General features: G+C 35.7%; 12 protein-coding genes. 5 read left to right on the top strand and 7 right to left on the bottom strand.

The genetic code is table 11. The annotated features are described in order from the left end of the window. Positions 1-24 precede the first annotated feature (24 nt). Positions 25-1,041 carry an EF-P beta-lysylation protein EpmB gene (gene epmB, locus Q5N69_RS14975; RefSeq protein WP_304369894.1) on the bottom strand — a complete coding sequence of 339 codons (1,017 nt, stop codon included), beginning with the start codon at positions 1,039-1,041 and terminating at the stop codon, positions 25-27. Positions 1,042-1,076: 35 nt separating this feature from the next. Here epmB and efp point away from each other — a divergent pair, with 35 nt between their 5' ends. Further along, positions 1,077-1,646, top strand: coding sequence for an elongation factor P (gene efp, locus Q5N69_RS14970; RefSeq protein ID WP_304369893.1), 570 nt, complete (start codon positions 1,077-1,079; stop codon positions 1,644-1,646). Positions 1,647-1,728: 82 nt separating this feature from the next. Here efp and Q5N69_RS14965 read toward each other — a convergent pair whose 3' ends face one another. Beyond that, the gene (locus Q5N69_RS14965) at positions 1,729-2,736 is read right to left on the bottom strand and encodes a GlxA family transcriptional regulator (protein ID WP_304369892.1); all 1,008 of its coding nucleotides are present in this window, start codon (positions 2,734-2,736) and stop codon (positions 1,729-1,731) included. A 136-nt stretch (positions 2,737-2,872) separates the two neighbouring features. On the opposite strand from Q5N69_RS14965, the gene Q5N69_RS14960 reads away from it, so the two are divergent. Together Q5N69_RS14960 and Q5N69_RS14955 are read left to right on the top strand one after the other, a co-directional pair. Further along, positions 2,873-4,774 carry a beta-ketoacyl synthase gene (locus Q5N69_RS14960; protein ID WP_304369891.1) on the top strand — a complete coding sequence of 634 codons (1,902 nt, stop codon included), beginning with the start codon at positions 2,873-2,875 and terminating at the stop codon, positions 4,772-4,774. Between the two features lie 176 nt (positions 4,775-4,950). Beyond that, positions 4,951-5,391, top strand: coding sequence for a hypothetical protein (locus Q5N69_RS14955; RefSeq protein ID WP_304369890.1), 441 nt, complete (start codon positions 4,951-4,953; stop codon positions 5,389-5,391). 105 nt (positions 5,392-5,496) lie between these two features. Here the strand turns inward: Q5N69_RS14955 and Q5N69_RS14950 are convergent, their stop codons facing one another. The 3 genes from Q5N69_RS14950 to folE2 all read right to left on the bottom strand — a co-directional run bounded on the left by Q5N69_RS14950 (position 5,497) and on the right by folE2 (position 12,821). Next, entirely contained in the window at positions 5,497-6,915 is a 1,419-nt protein-coding gene (locus Q5N69_RS14950) for an FAD-dependent oxidoreductase (protein WP_304369889.1), read from the bottom strand. A 28-nt stretch (positions 6,916-6,943) separates the two neighbouring features. Further along, on the bottom strand, positions 6,944-11,410 hold the full coding sequence (gene gltB, locus Q5N69_RS14945; RefSeq protein ID WP_304369888.1) for a glutamate synthase large subunit: 4,467 nt from the start codon (positions 11,408-11,410) through the stop codon (positions 6,944-6,946). A gap of 484 nt (positions 11,411-11,894) precedes the next feature. Next, complete coding sequence (gene folE2, locus Q5N69_RS14940; RefSeq protein WP_304369887.1) at positions 11,895-12,821, bottom strand: GTP cyclohydrolase FolE2; 927 nt, start codon at positions 12,819-12,821, stop codon at positions 11,895-11,897. Positions 12,822-13,119: 298 nt separating this feature from the next. On the opposite strand from folE2, the gene Q5N69_RS14935 reads away from it, so the two are divergent. Then, positions 13,120-13,470 carry an Hpt domain-containing protein gene (locus Q5N69_RS14935; protein WP_304369886.1) on the top strand — a complete coding sequence of 117 codons (351 nt, stop codon included), beginning with the start codon at positions 13,120-13,122 and terminating at the stop codon, positions 13,468-13,470. 38 nt (positions 13,471-13,508) lie between these two features. Here Q5N69_RS14935 and arcA read toward each other — a convergent pair whose 3' ends face one another. Both arcA and Q5N69_RS14925 read right to left on the bottom strand, forming a co-directional pair. Further along, positions 13,509-14,210, bottom strand: coding sequence for a two-component system response regulator ArcA (gene arcA / locus Q5N69_RS14930; protein ID WP_304369885.1), 702 nt, complete (start codon positions 14,208-14,210; stop codon positions 13,509-13,511). Positions 14,211-14,505: 295 nt separating this feature from the next. Then, on the bottom strand, positions 14,506-15,537 hold the full coding sequence (locus Q5N69_RS14925) for a methyltransferase (RefSeq protein ID WP_304369884.1): 1,032 nt from the start codon (positions 15,535-15,537) through the stop codon (positions 14,506-14,508). A gap of 183 nt (positions 15,538-15,720) precedes the next feature. Between Q5N69_RS14925 and Q5N69_RS14920 the strand changes: the two genes are divergently transcribed. Beyond that, on the top strand, positions 15,721-16,953 hold the full coding sequence (locus Q5N69_RS14920) for a DsbA family protein (RefSeq protein ID WP_304369883.1): 1,233 nt from the start codon (positions 15,721-15,723) through the stop codon (positions 16,951-16,953). Positions 16,954-16,963: the final 10 nt, after the last annotated feature.

The raw sequence follows: 16,963 nt of genomic DNA, 5'->3' as shown, positions 1-16,963 counted from the left end.
TTTGGTAAATATATTTTGTGCGTATTATGTCAAATTAATAGGGGTTTTGTTAGCTTCACCCGCAATTTCTCTTACTAATTTAGGCATTAAAAAACCGGGTAAAATTGCCATCGTTTCATTTACAATATTAATGGCTACTTGTTCATCAACTTCAAAATGCGCAACACCTTGCACTTTATCAAACATGTGTAGGTAATAAGGTTGAATGCCGCTATCAAATAATTTTTCACTGAGTGCAGATAATATCTGCGCGTCATCATTTATGCCTTTAAGTAAAACACTTTGATTAAATAAGGGGATACGGGCTGTTATTAAAGGTGCTAGCGCATTATCTAGTTCGGTATTAATCTCATTTGGATGATTAATATGCAGGACTATTGTTGCTTTCAAGCGGCTGCTTTCTAATAAATTAACCAATGCTGGCGTTATACGTTGAGGAATAACAACAGGGAGTCGCGTATGAAGTCGCAAACGTTTCACATGGCTGATGTTTTCTATTTGCTCAACTAACCAACGTAAATGTCCGTCATTTGCCATCAGTGGATCGCCGCCACTAAAAATAACTTCGTTGATTTCGGTATGCTCAGCAATGTAGCTTAAGGCTTCTTGCCAGTCGGCTTTACTTGGGCTGTTGTCTTGATAGGGAAAGTGTCGTCTAAAGCAGTATCGACAATTAATCGCACATCCTGCTTTTACAATCATTAACACTCGATGTTTGTATTTGTGTAGTAAACCCTTTGCAACAGTATCGTGCTCTTCTAACGGATCTGTTGAAAAGCCATCAGTCACTAAAAATTCATTATTTAACGGCATGACTTGTTTTAATAAAGGATCGTTTATGTCGCCTTTTATCATTTTATCAATAAAAGGTCGGGGCACTCTTACAGGAAATAACTGTCTTGCTTTGAAGTGTTGTAAGTACTTATTTGCATCAATTGAAAGTAATTCTAGTAACTCTTTAGGGTCAGTTACAACATTTGCCAATTCTTTTTGCCAAGAAATGTGCATTTTATTGGCTATTTGGGTTATTATTTGCGGCATTAAAAATCTCAGTATTTATATAGAGCACAATTATCATGGCTAATTTTAGTACAAACCAATTCAAAGCAGGTTTAAAAATCATGCTTGATGGCGAACCTTGTAACATTCTTGAAAACGAAATTGTTAAACCTGGTAAAGGTCAAGCATTCAACCGAGTGAAAATTCGTAAGCTTATTTCTGGCAAAGTTCTTGAAAAAACATTTAAATCTGGCGACTCAGTTGAAGGCGCAGATGTAATGGATATAGAACTTGCTTATTTGTATGCTGATGGTGAATTCTGGCATTTTATGAATAATGAAACGTTTGAGCAAGTTGCTGCAGACGATAAAGCAGTTGCCGATGCGACTAAATGGTTAGTTGAAGGTGATCTTTGTACGATTACATTGTGGAATAATTCTCCAATTTCAGTAACACCACCTAACTTTGTAGAAATTGAAATCACAGAAACTGATCCCGGCTTGAAAGGCGATACTGCAGGAACTGGCGGTAAACCGGCAACTTTATCTACTGGTGCTGTAATTCGTGTACCTTTATTTGTGCAAATTGGCGAAGTTGTTAAAGTTGATACAAGAACAGGCGACTACGTTTCAAGAGCGTCTAAGTAATTAAATAAACAATTTTATTTAGTTCTTAAAAGCTCACTTTATTTGTGAGCTTTTTTATTTATGCTTTTTGAAACTTAAATCATTAATGCTGACTAAATAATTTCTTTCTTACTGTAGCTCGATATTCTCTGGGTGTAATTTTCATGGTTTGTTTGAACAAGCGGGTTAAGTTTGCTTGATCTTGATAGCCTATTTGAAAAGCAACTTCTTGTATCGATAAGTTACTTGAAGCTAATAATTCTTGTGCGGCTTCTAATCTTATTTTTTTCCAATACTCTAATGGTGTTTTACCTGTTGCGATCTTAAATCGTCGAGTCAATGTCCTTTGGCTAATGCTGAAATCATCTGCTAATTGATTTAAAGAAATGGTAGTTGATAAATTAGTGCGCATCCAGAATTGTATTTGAGTTATAAGCTCGTCAGGGTGACGATCTACAGCTCCTTCTAAGTAACGTTGGTCTTCGTAAGGTTTTCTTATTTCATGAGAAAAATTGCGCTCTACGTGTTGCGCTGCTTCTTCACCATAGGTTTGATGAATAATATGAACAACAATATCGGCTAAAGCATTTAAGCTTGCAGCACAATACATGCGTTCAGATTGTGTAATAAAAAAATCAGGTTTTAATTTAACTTTAGGGTAGGCACGTTTAAATTGTTCTACGTAGTGCCAATGGGTGGTTGCCGGATGGTTATCAAGCACGCCTGATTCAGCAATAAAACAAACACCTGTTCCTCCACCGATCAAAGTGGTTCCATCTAACCACATGTTTTTTAACCACGAAATGATTTTAGGATGCTTTTTTAATAAAGGTCTAGGGTTACGCCATAAGCTAGGTATAAAAATAAAATCAGGTTTGCTGGCAAGTTCAATATTAAAGTCAGGTTGTAATTTTATTAATGCACGTGTTGTTACTGGAGACAAGTCTTCTCCAACCATCTCAATAGAAAGTCGTTTCGCTGTTTTATTTTTACGTAAAGCAAAAGCTTCACCTGCTCGTAACATTTCTACAGGTAAACTCACACTCGTTGATAACATGTGGTTATAAAGTATTAATGCAACTTTAATCTTTTCATGTTTTCCAGTATTCATAAACAGCCTTAGCTAAGTTAAAAAACTATTTTTGGCTATTATTACATTATTTTTGGCGTAATTTACATGTTTTTTGTTTGGCTTTAACTATAGAATGCTGTTAATTATTTTTTAGATCACTATTTTAGGGTTTGTTATGACAGCTTTACCTCTTATTGTTGGCATGGGTGGCGTTAATGCTTCTGGTCGCTCTTCTTTTCATCAAGGCTTTCGTCGCATCATTATTGATAAGTTAAATGCTGAAGCAAGGCAAGAAACCTTTGTTGGCTTAGCGTCATTAATGAATCTAATAAAATTTGAAAATGGCAGTTTAGTTGACTCTCAAGGTAACCTTGTTGCTAAGCAAGATGTTGAAAACCTTTTTGGACAACAAATTCTAGATGGCACCTTGATCAGAAAGATTGAAAAAAATCATTTTGATCCGGATGCAACCCACGTACATCAAAAAATTACTATGCAACCAGCAGATAATGCTATTTGTTTTGAAATGCGTAAGAGAGATTTACCTGTACCTTTACCAGCAACATGGAAGGTAACAGAGTTAGAAGAAAAGAAAGTACGTGTTGAGATTGAAGGTGAACTGGAAGTTAAGCACGATACTTTCCGCAATAACCCAATTAAAGCAGCAGGCCAACTTCCTACAGGTTTCGAACCTGCTAACTTATACAACAGTCGCTATCAACCTCGTGGTTTACAAACCACTATTTTTGGCGCGTCAGATGCTATTCATTCAACTGGTTTTTCGTGGGATGAAATTATTGCCAAGATAAGTCCTGATTTAGTGGGTACATATTCAAGTTCAGGGTTCGGTCAAATGCAAGCTGAAGGTTTAGGCGGTATGATGAAAAACCGTTTGAATGGTGAACGTGTTACTACTAAAAACTTAGCTCTTGGTTTAAATAGTATGTCATCTGATTTTATCAACGCCTACGTAACGGGTAGTGTTGGTACAACTTCAACTGTGACCGGTGCTTGTGCAAGTTTCTTATATAACTTACGTAATGCCATTCAAGACATTAAAGCTGGGCGTATTCGTGTAGCGATTGTTGGTAGTAGTGAGAGTCCGATCACACCAGAAATTATTGAAGGTTTTGGTAACATGAGTGCCTTAGCTAACGAAGAAGGTTTGAAAAAGCTTGATGGTATTACTGATGGTGAAGCTGATCATCGTCGTACCAGTCGCCCATTTGGACAAAACTGTGGATTTACTATAGGCGAAGCTGCACACTTTTTTGTATTAATGGATGACGATTTAGCTATTGAACTTGGTGCTAAGCCACTAGGTTCAGTTGCTGATGTATTTATTAATGCCGATGGTGTTAAAAAATCAATTACGGCTCCAGGCCCTGGTAATTATATTACTATGGCTAAATCAGTCGCACTAGCCAATAGTATTTTAGGTGAAGAGTCGGTACAAAAACGCAGCTTTATATTAGCTCATGGTTCAAGTACTCCCCAAAACCGAGTTACAGAGTCATTAATTTATGATCGTATTGCTAAAACTTTCGACATTAATGATTGGCCTATAGCAGCACCCAAGGCTTATGTAGGACATACCATAGCACCAGCAAGTGGCGATCAATTTACGATGGCACTAGGTATTTTTGCACATAACATCATGCCAGGCATTAATACTATTGATAAAGTAGCTGAAGATGTTTACGACGAGCACTTAAAAATTACTACAGAACACTGGGATTGTGGTGATATGGACGTGGCTTTTATTAACTCTAAAGGTTTTGGCGGCAATAACGCTACAGCAATATTATTTTCACCTACTGTTACGCTAACAATGTTAGAAACACGCCACGGTACTGAAGTATTTAATGCGTATCTTGAGAAGACTGAAAAAGTTGCATTAGCGCAAAAAGTTTATCAAGAAAAAGCAGATAATGGTGAGTTTGATCTTATTTACCGTTTTGGCAATGGAATGATTGAAGAAAGTGATATTGTTATAACGAAAGAAAATATGAATATTCCTGATTTCGGTATTGGTATAGATTTACCAACAGAAAACCCATTTTCTGACATGATTTAGTTTATTAATAAACCCATTAAAAAGCTTAAGTGTTAACGCACTTAAGCTTTTTTATATCTGAAAAACAATAAACTGTTGATTAAATACACAGAGATGTTATATTTTTGTTAATTTACTAAAGATAAGATATATAACTAAGTAAATTATTTTATTAATTAACATAATTGGAGAACGTTATGAAAGGGATCATTAAAGGTTTAATTGCTGTAGTTATCGGTTTAGGTTTGTCAGTAACATCAGCAAATGCTGCAGATTGTAAAGGGATGTCGTCATCGGCTTGTTCATCAAACTCATCATGTAGTTGGGTTGATGGTTATAAACGTAAAGATGGTGTATCTGTTAATGGATATTGTCGAACAGCCAAAGTAAAAAGTAACCTAGAAAAAGCGGCTTCATCTTCTAAAACAGATGCGATGAAATCTAAAACTAAATCTACAACAGACAAGGTGAGTTCGAAACTTAGCTCATCAAAAGATAAAGCCATGTCTAAAACAGATAAAACTGACGCTAAAAAAATGACTAAGAAGGAAACTGCTCAAGCTAAGAAAGATGCAAAAAAAGCAAAGGCTAAAGCTAAGAAAGAAGCAGAAGAAGCCAAGAAAAGTACATCATCATAGAGTGCCAACTTAACGAATTAATCTTATTTGATATTAAAAAGATATTGGATCAAAAAAGCCTAAATAATTAAATTATTTAGGCTTTTTATTATGTGGTTAAGTTATCTATTCATTACAAACGTAATCAAGAATACCTATCGCCGCTTTTCTGCCTTGATCTACAGCAGTAACAACTAAGTCTGAACCTAATACCATATCGCCACCTGCAAAAATGTTTTCTTTACTTGTTTGTAAAGCAAAATCACTATTATCTACAGCAATAACTCGACCTCTTGAGTCAAGTTCCACTCCAGCGTCTTTCATCCACTGTGGAGGGCTTGGCAAGAAACCAAATGCGATAACTACAGCATCAGCTTCCATAATAAACTCAGAGCCTTCAATTGGCTCAGGATTGCGTCTGCCATTAGCATCTGGTGCACCAAGTTGAGTTTTAACAAACTTAACGCCACATGCGTTACCATTTGCGTCAGTCGCAATATCTAAAGGTTGAATGTTAAACGCAAAGTTAACACCTTCTTCTTTAGCATTTTGTACTTCACGCGGAGAACCAGGCATGTTTGCCTCATCACGACGGTAAGCACATGTTACTTCTGTTGCACCTTGGCGGATTGATGTACGAACACAATCCATCGCTGTATCACCACCACCTAATACAATAACTTTTTTCTTGTCAAAGCTAACATATGGTTTAGCATTCTCAGTAATACCCATTAAGTTTTGAGTATTGCCAATTAAGAAATCTAAAGCGTTGTAAACACCTGTAGCGCCTTCGTTTTCGAAACCACCAGTCATATCTGTGTATGTACCTAGTGCTAAAAATACAGCGTCGTACTCTTCACTTAATGATTCAAATGTAACATCAACACCTACGTTAACATTCAACTTGAATTCAATTCCCATACCTTCAAATATTTCACGACGTTTTTTGATAACATCTTTTTCTAATTTGAATGAAGGAATACCGAAAGTTAACAATCCACCTATTTCAGCATGTTTATCATAAACAACAGCATCGATACCGTTACGTGTTAGTACATCAGCACATGATAAACCTGCAGGACCAGCACCAATTACGGCAACTTTCTTACCGAGTTTTTCAACATTAGATAAGTCAGGCTTCCAACCTTGAGCAAACGCTGTATCAGTAATATATTTTTCGATATTACCAATGGTAACAGCACCAAAGTCATCATTTAACGTACAAGCTGATTCACATAATCTATCTTGCGGGCAAACACGGCCACACATTTCAGGTAAGCTATTTGTTTGGTGACATAAATCAGCCGCTTCAAAAATTTTACCTTCAGTGACTAACTCTAGCCATTGTGGGATGTAATTGTGAACAGGACATTTCCATTCACAATAAGGGTTACCACAATCTAAACAACGGTCAGCTTGGCCAGCACTTTGTTCAGTACCTAATGGTTGATAAATTTCAACGAAGTTAACTTTGCGCTCATCGATCTTCTTTTTAGGAGGATCGATACGCTTAACATCTATAAATTGGTAAACATTTTTACTCATTCTGTTTCTTCCTCAATTCGCGTTCAGTTTATTGTGCTTGAACGCGAAGTTCTGCAGATGAACGGCTACGATGACCCAATAGAGTTTTAATATCAGTAGCTTTAGGTTTAACTAGTTTAAATAATGGTGCAAAAGCATCAAAATTATTTAATATTTCTTGTGCACGAAGGCTACCAGTTTCTTCAAAGTGTTCACTGATAATGCCTCGTAAATGCTCTTGGTGAATAGTTAAACTATCGATATCAATTGATAACATTTCAATTGATTCTTTGTTTAATCTAGTGTCTAGGTCATTTGCTTCATCAAGTACGTAAGCGAAACCGCCTGTCATACCTGCACCAAAGTTAACACCAACAGTACCAAGTACAGTAACTATACCACCAGTCATGTATTCACATGTATGATCGCCTGTACCTTCAACAACAGCGTTACAACCAGAGTTACGTACACCAAAACGTTCACCAGCACGACCACAAGCGTATAATTTACCGCCAGTAGCACCATATAAACAGGTATTACCCATAATCATGGTTTCGTGTGATTGATAAGCAACACCTTTAGGTGGTTTGATAGTTAGCTGTCCGCCAGCCATACCTTTACCAACATAATCGTTTGCATCACCTGTAAGGTACAGCTCTAAGCCACCAGCATTCCATACACCAAAACTTTGCCCAGCAGTACCAGATAAGTGAACCTTAATTGGAGATGCCGCCATACCTTGGTCGCCATGATGACGAGCAATTTCACCTGAAAGTGAAGCACCTACAGAACGATCGGTGTTTTGGATAGGGAATCTAAATTCGCCACCAGCACTATTGATAATCGCTTCTGAAGCTACAGCTAACATTTCTTTATTCAGTTTACCTTCATCGTACGCAATATTTTCTTCTGTTTTATATTGAGCCGTATTAGGACCTGCAACAACAGGAGCAATAATTGGAGATAAATCTAATTTCTGTTGTTTAGCTGTAATGCCTTTAAGTGGAACAAGTAAATCAGTTCTACCGATAATCTCAGTTAAACTTTCAACACCTAACTTCGCTAAAATTTGACGTACATCATGTGCAATAAATTTAAAGTAATTCATTACTTGATCAGGCAAACCTTTGAAGAATTGCTCTCTTAGTACTTCGTCTTGTGTTGCAACACCTGTAGCACAGTTGTTTAAATGACAAATACGTAAGAATTTACAACCTAAAGTTACCATAGGCGCAGTACCAAAACCGAAGCTTTCAGCACCTAAAATAGCTGCTTTAACAATATCAATACCTGTCTTCAAACCACCATCAACTTGTAAACGTACTTTATGACGTAAGCCATTAGCAACAAGTGATTGGTGAGCTTCGGCTAAACCTAGCTCCCAAGGACAACCTGCATATTTCACAGAAGTTAACGGACTAGCAGCTGTACCACCGTCGTAACCTGAAATTGTAATGAAATCTGCATATGCTTTGGCAACACCTGAAGCGATAGTTCCAACACCCGGACCAGATACTAATTTAACTGATACAACTGCTTTAGGATTAACTTGTTTCAAATCAAAAATTAGCTGAGCTAAATCTTCAATTGAATAAATATCGTGATGCGGTGGAGGTGAAATTAATGTTACACCCGGAACCGAGAATCTTAATTTGGCAATTAATGGCGATACTTTATCACCTGGTAATTGACCACCTTCACCTGGTTTAGCGCCTTGTGCTACTTTAATTTGTAGTACGTCAGCATTAACTAGGTAATGAGGAGTTACACCAAAACGGCCCGAAGCGATTTGTTTAATACGTGAGTTTTTCACTGTACCAAAACGACGTTCGTCTTCACCACCTTCACCAGAGTTTGAATAACCGCCTAAACGGTTCATCGCAATGGCTAATGCTTCATGCGCTTCAGGGCTTAATGCACCAATAGACATTGCAGCACTATCGAAACGTTTAAACATTTCGCTATCAGGTTCAACTTCACTAATATCAATACTTTGAGTATCTTCTTTTAATGCAAGTAAATCACGTAACATTGCTGGTGGACGGTTATTTACCGTATCAGCATATATTTGGTAATCTGAATATTCACCTGTTTGAACGGCTTTTTGTAATGTGCTTACTACATCCGGGTTGTACGCATGGTATTCGCCATTATGTACATACTTTAATAAACCACCGTGAGGTAATTTCTGATGTGGTAAAAATGCTTTACGCGCTAAGTTAATGTTGTCTTGTTCAATATCTTCAAAATCAGCACCTTGAAGACGACTTGGTAATTCAGGGAAACATAACTTCATAATGTTATCGTTTAAGCCGATAACTTCAAATAAACCTGCACAACGGTAACTTGCGATAGTTGAAATACCCATTTTAGAAAGTATTTTCAATAAGCCTTTATTGATACCATCACGATAACTAGTAATAGCTTCTCGAGCAGTGCCATCAATTTGCCCTTGTTCAACTAATTGCTCAATAGTTTCAAATGCTAGGTATGGATAAATCGCCGTAGCGCCTAATCCAAGAAGTACTGCAAATTGATGAGAATCACGAACTGAACCTGTTTCAACAATAATATTTGAATCACAACGTAATTGCTCATCAACTAAACGTTTTTGAACAGCACCAACAGCCATTGCCGCAGGAATAGGTAATTTACCTTTTTCAATGCCGCGATCTGAAAGTATTAAAATAACGCTGTTTTGATTACGAACTAATTCAACCGCTTCATCACATATTCTAATGATAGCCGCTTCTAGACCTTCTGCTTGATCATAATTTAATAAAAGTGTGTCACTTCTATAATGTTCAGGATCAAGTTCGCGTAATTGTTTCAAACCAGTGTACATAAGTACAGGAGTACCAAATGAAATACGATCCGCATGGCCCGTAGTTTCATTAAATACGTTATGCTCACGTCCAACACAAGTAGCTAAAGACATAACGTAACGCTCACGTAATGGATCTATAGGTGGGTTTGTAACTTGTGCGAATTGCTGACGGAAATAATCATATAAAGTACGTGATTGGCTAGATAGCACTGCCATTGGGGTATCATCACCCATAGAACCAGTCGCTTCTTGACCATTTTCAGCCATAGTTTTTACAACTTGATGAATTTCTTCATAGCTGTAGTTAAATAACTTATGGTATTTAGATATTTCAGCATCATCAAAAGCTCGTTTACCAATAAGCTCTGCTGGTAACTCGCTGAACGGCACCAAACGGCGAATGTTATTATCTAACCATTCACGGTAAGGGTGGCGTACTTTTAATTCACCATCGATAGCTGCAGAGTTGTAAACTTGGCCGGTATAAGTATCTATAGCAAGCATTTCACCAGGACCTACTCGTCCTTTTTCTACAACTTCATCTTCGCCGTAGTCCCAAATACCTACTTCAGAAGCAAGTGTAATAAAGCCGTTACGCGTAATAACATAACGAGCGGGACGTAAGCCGTTTCTATCAAGGTTACATGCAACATGACGACCGTTTGTCATTACAACACCGGCTGGGCCATCCCATGGTTCCATGTGCATTGAGTTAAACTCATAAAATGCTCTTAAATCATCATCCATATTAGGACTGTTTTGCCATGCAGGCGGCATAAGTAGACGCATTGCACGATATAAATCCATACCACCAGCTAAGAATAGCTCAAGCATGTTATCTAATGATGATGAATCAGAACCACTTTCATTAACAAATGGAGCTGCATCTTGTAAATCTGGTAATAAAGGTGATTGGAAGCGGTAAGTACGCGCGCGACTCCATTGTCTATTACCTTTAATTGTATTGATTTCACCGTTATGAGCTAAAAAGCGGAAAGGTTGTGCTAAATGCCATTGTGGTGATGTGTTGGTAGAAAAACGTTGATGGAATACACAAATTGCGCTTTGTAAGCGAATATCTGCTAAATCCAAATAGAAGTTTGGTAAATCTACAGGCATTACTAAGCCTTTGTAGATAGTTACCGAGCAAGATAAGCTTGCAACATAAAAACGTTCATCGGTAATACGTTTTTCAGCACGGCGACGAGCCATGTATAAGCGACGCTCTAGATCGCGACTACGCCATCCAGCAGGAGCATCAATAAATACTTGCTCGATACCAGGTAAGTTACCAGCGGCAATTTCACCTAAAATAGTTTTATCTGTAGGAACAATTCTCCAGCCAACGACTGTGAGTGTTTCTCTTGTTAGTTCTTCTTCGAAAATCCTTTTAGAAAGAGCGGCTTCAATAGGGTCAGGATTGAGAAATATCATTCCAACCGCGTATTTACTGCCTAGTTGCCAATTATTTTCTTCGGCAATAGCACGAAAAAACGAATCTGGTTTTTGCATCAATAAACCACAGCCATCGCCTGTTTTACCGTCAGATGCAATACCCCCACGGTGTTGCATACGGTCTAAAGCGTGAATAGCGGTTTTAATGAGCTTATGGCTCGTTTCACCATGCTGATGAGCAATTAAACCAAATCCACAGTTGTCTTTTTGGAAGTTGGGATCATAAAGCTGCATATTGTCTCTCCTAATACCTAATTATTATATCGTCTTGGCAACATTGGAATTAAAAAAGATAAAGTTATGTAAAAAATGCATAAACATCCTATTTTTTAACCAAGAGGAACCCGCTACATTAAACACTTTTAGTAAAAAGGTCAATATAAATTAGAGCATTTGCTCGTAACTTAATTACATAAAAGTAAGTCTTTGTATTTAAATGATTTAAATGTGTTTTTTGGAGGCTTTTATCACTCGGTAAAAGCCCTGAATATTGATTAACAAATAATCGTTGATTAAATGTTCATTTATATGTAAAAAAATTACATAATTATTCTGTTTTTAATGTCTGAAAAATGACTGAATTAAGAAAAGTTCTTATTATTTGGGCTGTTTAACTGGCTGTAATTATACAACAAAATGGGGATGTTATTCTTGATGGAAATAAAACAGGATTTATTCTTAGAAAAAGATATTCATCCTGTTTTTTGTTGTTATTTAATTATGCCTGATATCCGCCAGGAATACCTTTAGTTGTAATACTCACTGCATCATGTGCATGTAATGATTCTAGGTGATTTATTTTCAGCCAGAAATCATCAATGTTTGTAGCTTTATTCATTTCATATTGTAAACGACGAGCTGCATCTTCACAAAACATTAAGTTTTGACCATTTAATCGGGCAAACTCTTGCTCGTCTTCACGCTTAACAGCTGCTTGAACAGGTGTTTTTAATGAGTTTTCAACAAGATCAACTAAATAGGTAATTGGAAATTCTTGAGCTTCATCATTTAATAACACTTTTACTTCAGCTACTGAGCGTTGGCTATGAGGTGTTGCAACAACACCTTCTGTTGTTCCTAACCATGCGTGAACAGTCTCTAAATCAACTTGTTGTTCATCGCCAAACTTATCTGAAAAAGCTTTCTGAATAAGTTGTCTTGCTAGTGCTGCCGAACAAGGACAGGTTGATGAATATCTAATATCGACTTTCAGCTCTACAGTAAGTTTACCTTTATTCACTCTTCCTGTGACAGTAACAGGATATGACTTCCAGCCTTGCTTACCACTAATTAATGACTTTCTGCGCAAATGATAATCAAAGGTAAATTCTACTTTTGCATTATCACTCAAGTCTTGATGGCTACTAATAAAACCGTCAAGTACAGTAACTAAACTTTGATAATTTAAAACGCCGTTGTTCGATAAGTCATCAATTAATAGATACAAGCGAGACATATGTATGCCTTTTGCTTTTGGATCTTTAAGATTAACAAATGCGTCAACATGCGCCGAAACCATGCGCTCTGATTCGTCTTTAGACGCTACGACAATAGGCATCTCGATATTACTCATACCTACCCAATCTAAAGTACCTTCAGTTTGTGCTTTAGTGTGATTGGCAATATCAGGCATTGATGTTGGCATTTATACTCCGCTATATAGCTAAATGTTGTAATGGCTTATTATGTGATCATTAAATCGACAAATTTTGTGTGGCATAGTTTATCGCATTTTTGGTACAGATGAATAATTAATATGTTCTTGGATATAACAATTAATAAGGGGATATAAGGGATCTGTATGAAAAACGCGGCTATTCTGACGTAAAGTACATTTAAAATCAATATCTATAGCGGTTATCGACGATAAAGCTATATGATCAGTGACTTTTTTGCTAACTTACTACAAGATGCTAAAAAAGATGAACAGGCAAGGAATAAAAGTGAATAACACAACACATTTAGATTTAGATTTATTACAAGGTTACATTGATAACTTAGGTAAAGCTGTAGTTGAACAAATGTTGCAACTGTACATAAACCAATCAGCTATTTATTTAGATGATATTCGCGCTAATGTAAGTGACGATAAACAAAAGCTTTGGCAAGAAAGTTGTCATAAGATGAAAGGCGCAGCTGGGAGTGTTGGTTTATTACTCGTTCACAAAAAGTTAGTAGCAATAGAAAAAAGTGAAGAATCTGAGAGTGCTAAACAAGCGCATTTAGTTGAATTAGATGAAATAAATACGCAAGCGAATAAAGAATTTAGTGAATGGTTAAGTAAAGCATATTAAATGCTTTACTTAGTAACCTGATAAATCTTTATTAATACTTAATCAAGCGTACCAATAAAGCGATATCCCTCACCATGAATGGTATTAATTAACTCTTTAGAGCCTTCAATAGATTCAAAATGTTTACGAAGGCGTCTAATGGTTACATCAACAGTTCTATCATTCGAACGTAAATCTCGTCCTGTCATTTCTTTAATAAGTTGTTGTCTTGTAACAATTTGACCAGCATTTTCTATAAGTAAATGTAACGCTCGGTATTCGCCACGTGGAATAGAAATGATGTCGCCGTTAGGAGATGTCATTTTTCTAGAGTTACCATCTAATGTCCATTGATTAAAGCTTATAACGGCATTTTCCGACTCTGGAGTTGTGCTTGAAATACGACTTAAAATATTTCTTGCTCTAATAGTTAGTTCGCGTGGATTAAAAGGTTTAGTTAAATAATCGTCAGCGCCAATTTCTAAACCTAAAATCTTATCAATATCACTATCACGACCTGTAAGAAATATTAACCCCATATCTTGGTTACTCGCTAATTCACGCGCAAGCAGTAAACCATTTTTACCTGGGAGATTAATATCCATAATGACTAAGTTAATAGTATGTTGCTGTAATTGCTGATCCATACTTTCGCCATCTGTAGCTTCAGATACAAGATAACCTTCGGCTTCAAATAAATTTCTTAGGCTAAATCGCGTAACTTCTTCGTCTTCAACGATAAGTATATGAGTTTTTTGCATTTCATCTCGTCCAGGTTAATTCTTTGTACTTATTTATTAAATAATAGTTATAAATTTAGAATTAGTATGTTTATTTTTAGTTAATAACTAATTGTATATTATGTTATATAACACGAATCAATAACACAATCTCGTACTACTTATATAAAATAGATTGTACTGAGTAATAATATATTTAACCATCTTATTATATATTTAAGTTAACACAAATTTTACATTTTGCGTAAGTTTGCAACATTAAAATTAAGATAATTACAAAAGAAGTTATTTTTAAGGCGCTATTTTAATCAATTTTTCACTTTTTACATTGATAAATAGTAAAGCCTTGCTGAGAAAGTAAGCGCTTAGTTTGGCCTATTGTTTTCTGCATAATAGGTTCGTATTTTAAAAAGCTATTAGCAACAATAATAACATCAGCACTCTTGTGTAAATAACTTTTAATACCTTCTAAAAATTTTTCTGTCGCACTGTAATCAGTCGTTATGCCTTGATGGAACGGAGGATTTGAAATAACTACATCATATTTATTATTCACTTCAGATAAACTGTTAGAAGCAAAAACATTACCCGTTAAGTTATTTAAAGCTAATGTTTTACGTGATGACTCTAATGCTAATGCATTTACATCAAGTAAATTTAATTTTGCCTCATTATGTTTTTTACCAATAAAGCTAGCAATTACACCAGCCCCACAGCCAAAATCTAATACCTCGCCTGATTTTATATTAGGTAAATTCTCTAATAAAATTTTAGTGCCTTTGTCTAGGCCCTTTTGGCTAAATACACCGGGTAATGCCGCTACTTTTATTTGCGTGTTTACTATATCTACTTGGTAATAATCGTACCAATCATCTAATGTAAAGGGAGTGATATTTTGTGCTAACTGAGCAACAAAAAGTAAACAATGTCGTGCTGAGTCATATTTATTACAATTAACAAGTGTTTGCTCGGCAACTTTATTCAGAGTTTTTATACCGCTTTTGTTTTCGCCAACGATAACAATGTTAGTATTTTGATCTGTCGCATGAAAGATCATACTGAGAGTAAAGTTTAGCTCTGCTTTACTCTTGGGAAATGCGATAATCACTAGGTCATGCTTTTTTTCTGTTTGATAATGAGCAGTAAAAAAACTTTGTATATTCTTGTTTGTTTTATAATCACAATATTCTTCAAAATTCGTGTTGTAACAAGAAAGCTCTGCTTGAGGATATAGGTTTATATATTCTTGAATAAACACATCATTTTTTAAATTAATAAATAAGGGAGCCTTAGCTTCCAAGATATTAATATTTCTCGATAGAATTTGATTCACATTGATTGAAGACATATAGGTTTACTAGTACCACAGAAGAATAAACGTCTATTCTACTGTAACAATTACTCTGATCCTAATGCCTCTTTTAATTGTAAATTAAAAAGTTATGTTATTTACATTATATTAACGTTAAAATAACATTTCATTGTTTTTAGGTTTAAGGAGTAATTTATTTTTAGCAAAATAAAGGCATGGATGAAAGTGCATTGGCTGCAGAGTAGTATGCGTCAGTCATTCTTAACATATAGATTTTACAATCTACCGCTTTTATTCGGTAATAAACCTATTGCAGATGTGTATGTTTCATTAAATGATCCTCATAGTTTTATGCTTCTCCAAGTATTATCTGATATAGAACAAAGATTTAATCTAACGTTTAGGTTGTACTTAGTCACTAACACTACATTAAGTTCTGAAGTTGATGCTGCTTTATTAAAGCAATGGGCAATAAAAGATGCTAATTATATAGCCGATAAATATGATCTAATTAAAGTTTCTTTATTCCCTGAGATGAAAACTTTAGTTACAGGGCAGCAGACATGGTTATTACATGTTAAAACGGCAGAGCAAGCCTTAGAAGTATTTGCTGATACCTGGTCTGATAATTTTACTGAGCATTTTCCTATATCAACTCCAGTAATCACAGCACAAATTAACAACCAACGTAGAATGTTTAGAAGAGGTTACCATGCCTCTGGAGCTGTTTTCTTTTGCGGTAACTGGTTTTCAGGTATTGATCGTTTAGAGCATTTAGAGCTCTTATTAATTGAGAAAGGCTTAAGTAAGAAAGAGAGTAAGGTTTCTTTCAATAGGAATAACTTAAAGTTTTCGGATGTGCCTAAAGATAATATTGATCAAAGTCCGGTTGAAGCGTTTATATCTTTGAATAGTCCGTTTGCTTATTTAGGCTTAATACAAGCTAAAAAAATGACTGAACATTATCAAGTTCCCTTGTCGATAAAGCTTATGCTGCCAATGGATATGAAAGGTGGTGTAATATCAGAGCACAAACAACGCTATATGCTGCTCGATGCAACAAGAGTGGCTCATAAAAATAAGATCCCTTTAAAAGAATATGCCAAACCTTTAAATCAAGGTGTAATGAACATTTATTCATTGTTTTCGTTTGCTGAATTAAAAAATAAATCTTATGAGTTCATTTTAGCTGCCTTTGATGCAATTTATGTTACCCCAATTGATTTAGAGCTTGATAGAAATATCAAATTGATTTGTCAGAAAATTGGTATCAACTATGAAGATGCTATTTCTTACAGTGAAGAAAATGATTGGCAGCAATGGTCAGAAAAAAACTATCTAGCACTTAATGATTTAGGTTTATGGGGCGTACCTTGCTTTAAATATAAAGAGGTAAGCTGTTGGGGGCAAGATAGATTAGTACAAATAGAAGATGCTATATTAGCTACCTAGTTATATGTCC

The organism is Pseudocolwellia sp. AS88 (assembly GCF_030551755.1).
GTDB lineage: Bacteria > Pseudomonadota > Gammaproteobacteria > Enterobacterales > Alteromonadaceae > Pseudocolwellia.
This window is presented reverse-complemented; position numbering and strand designations above follow the sequence as displayed.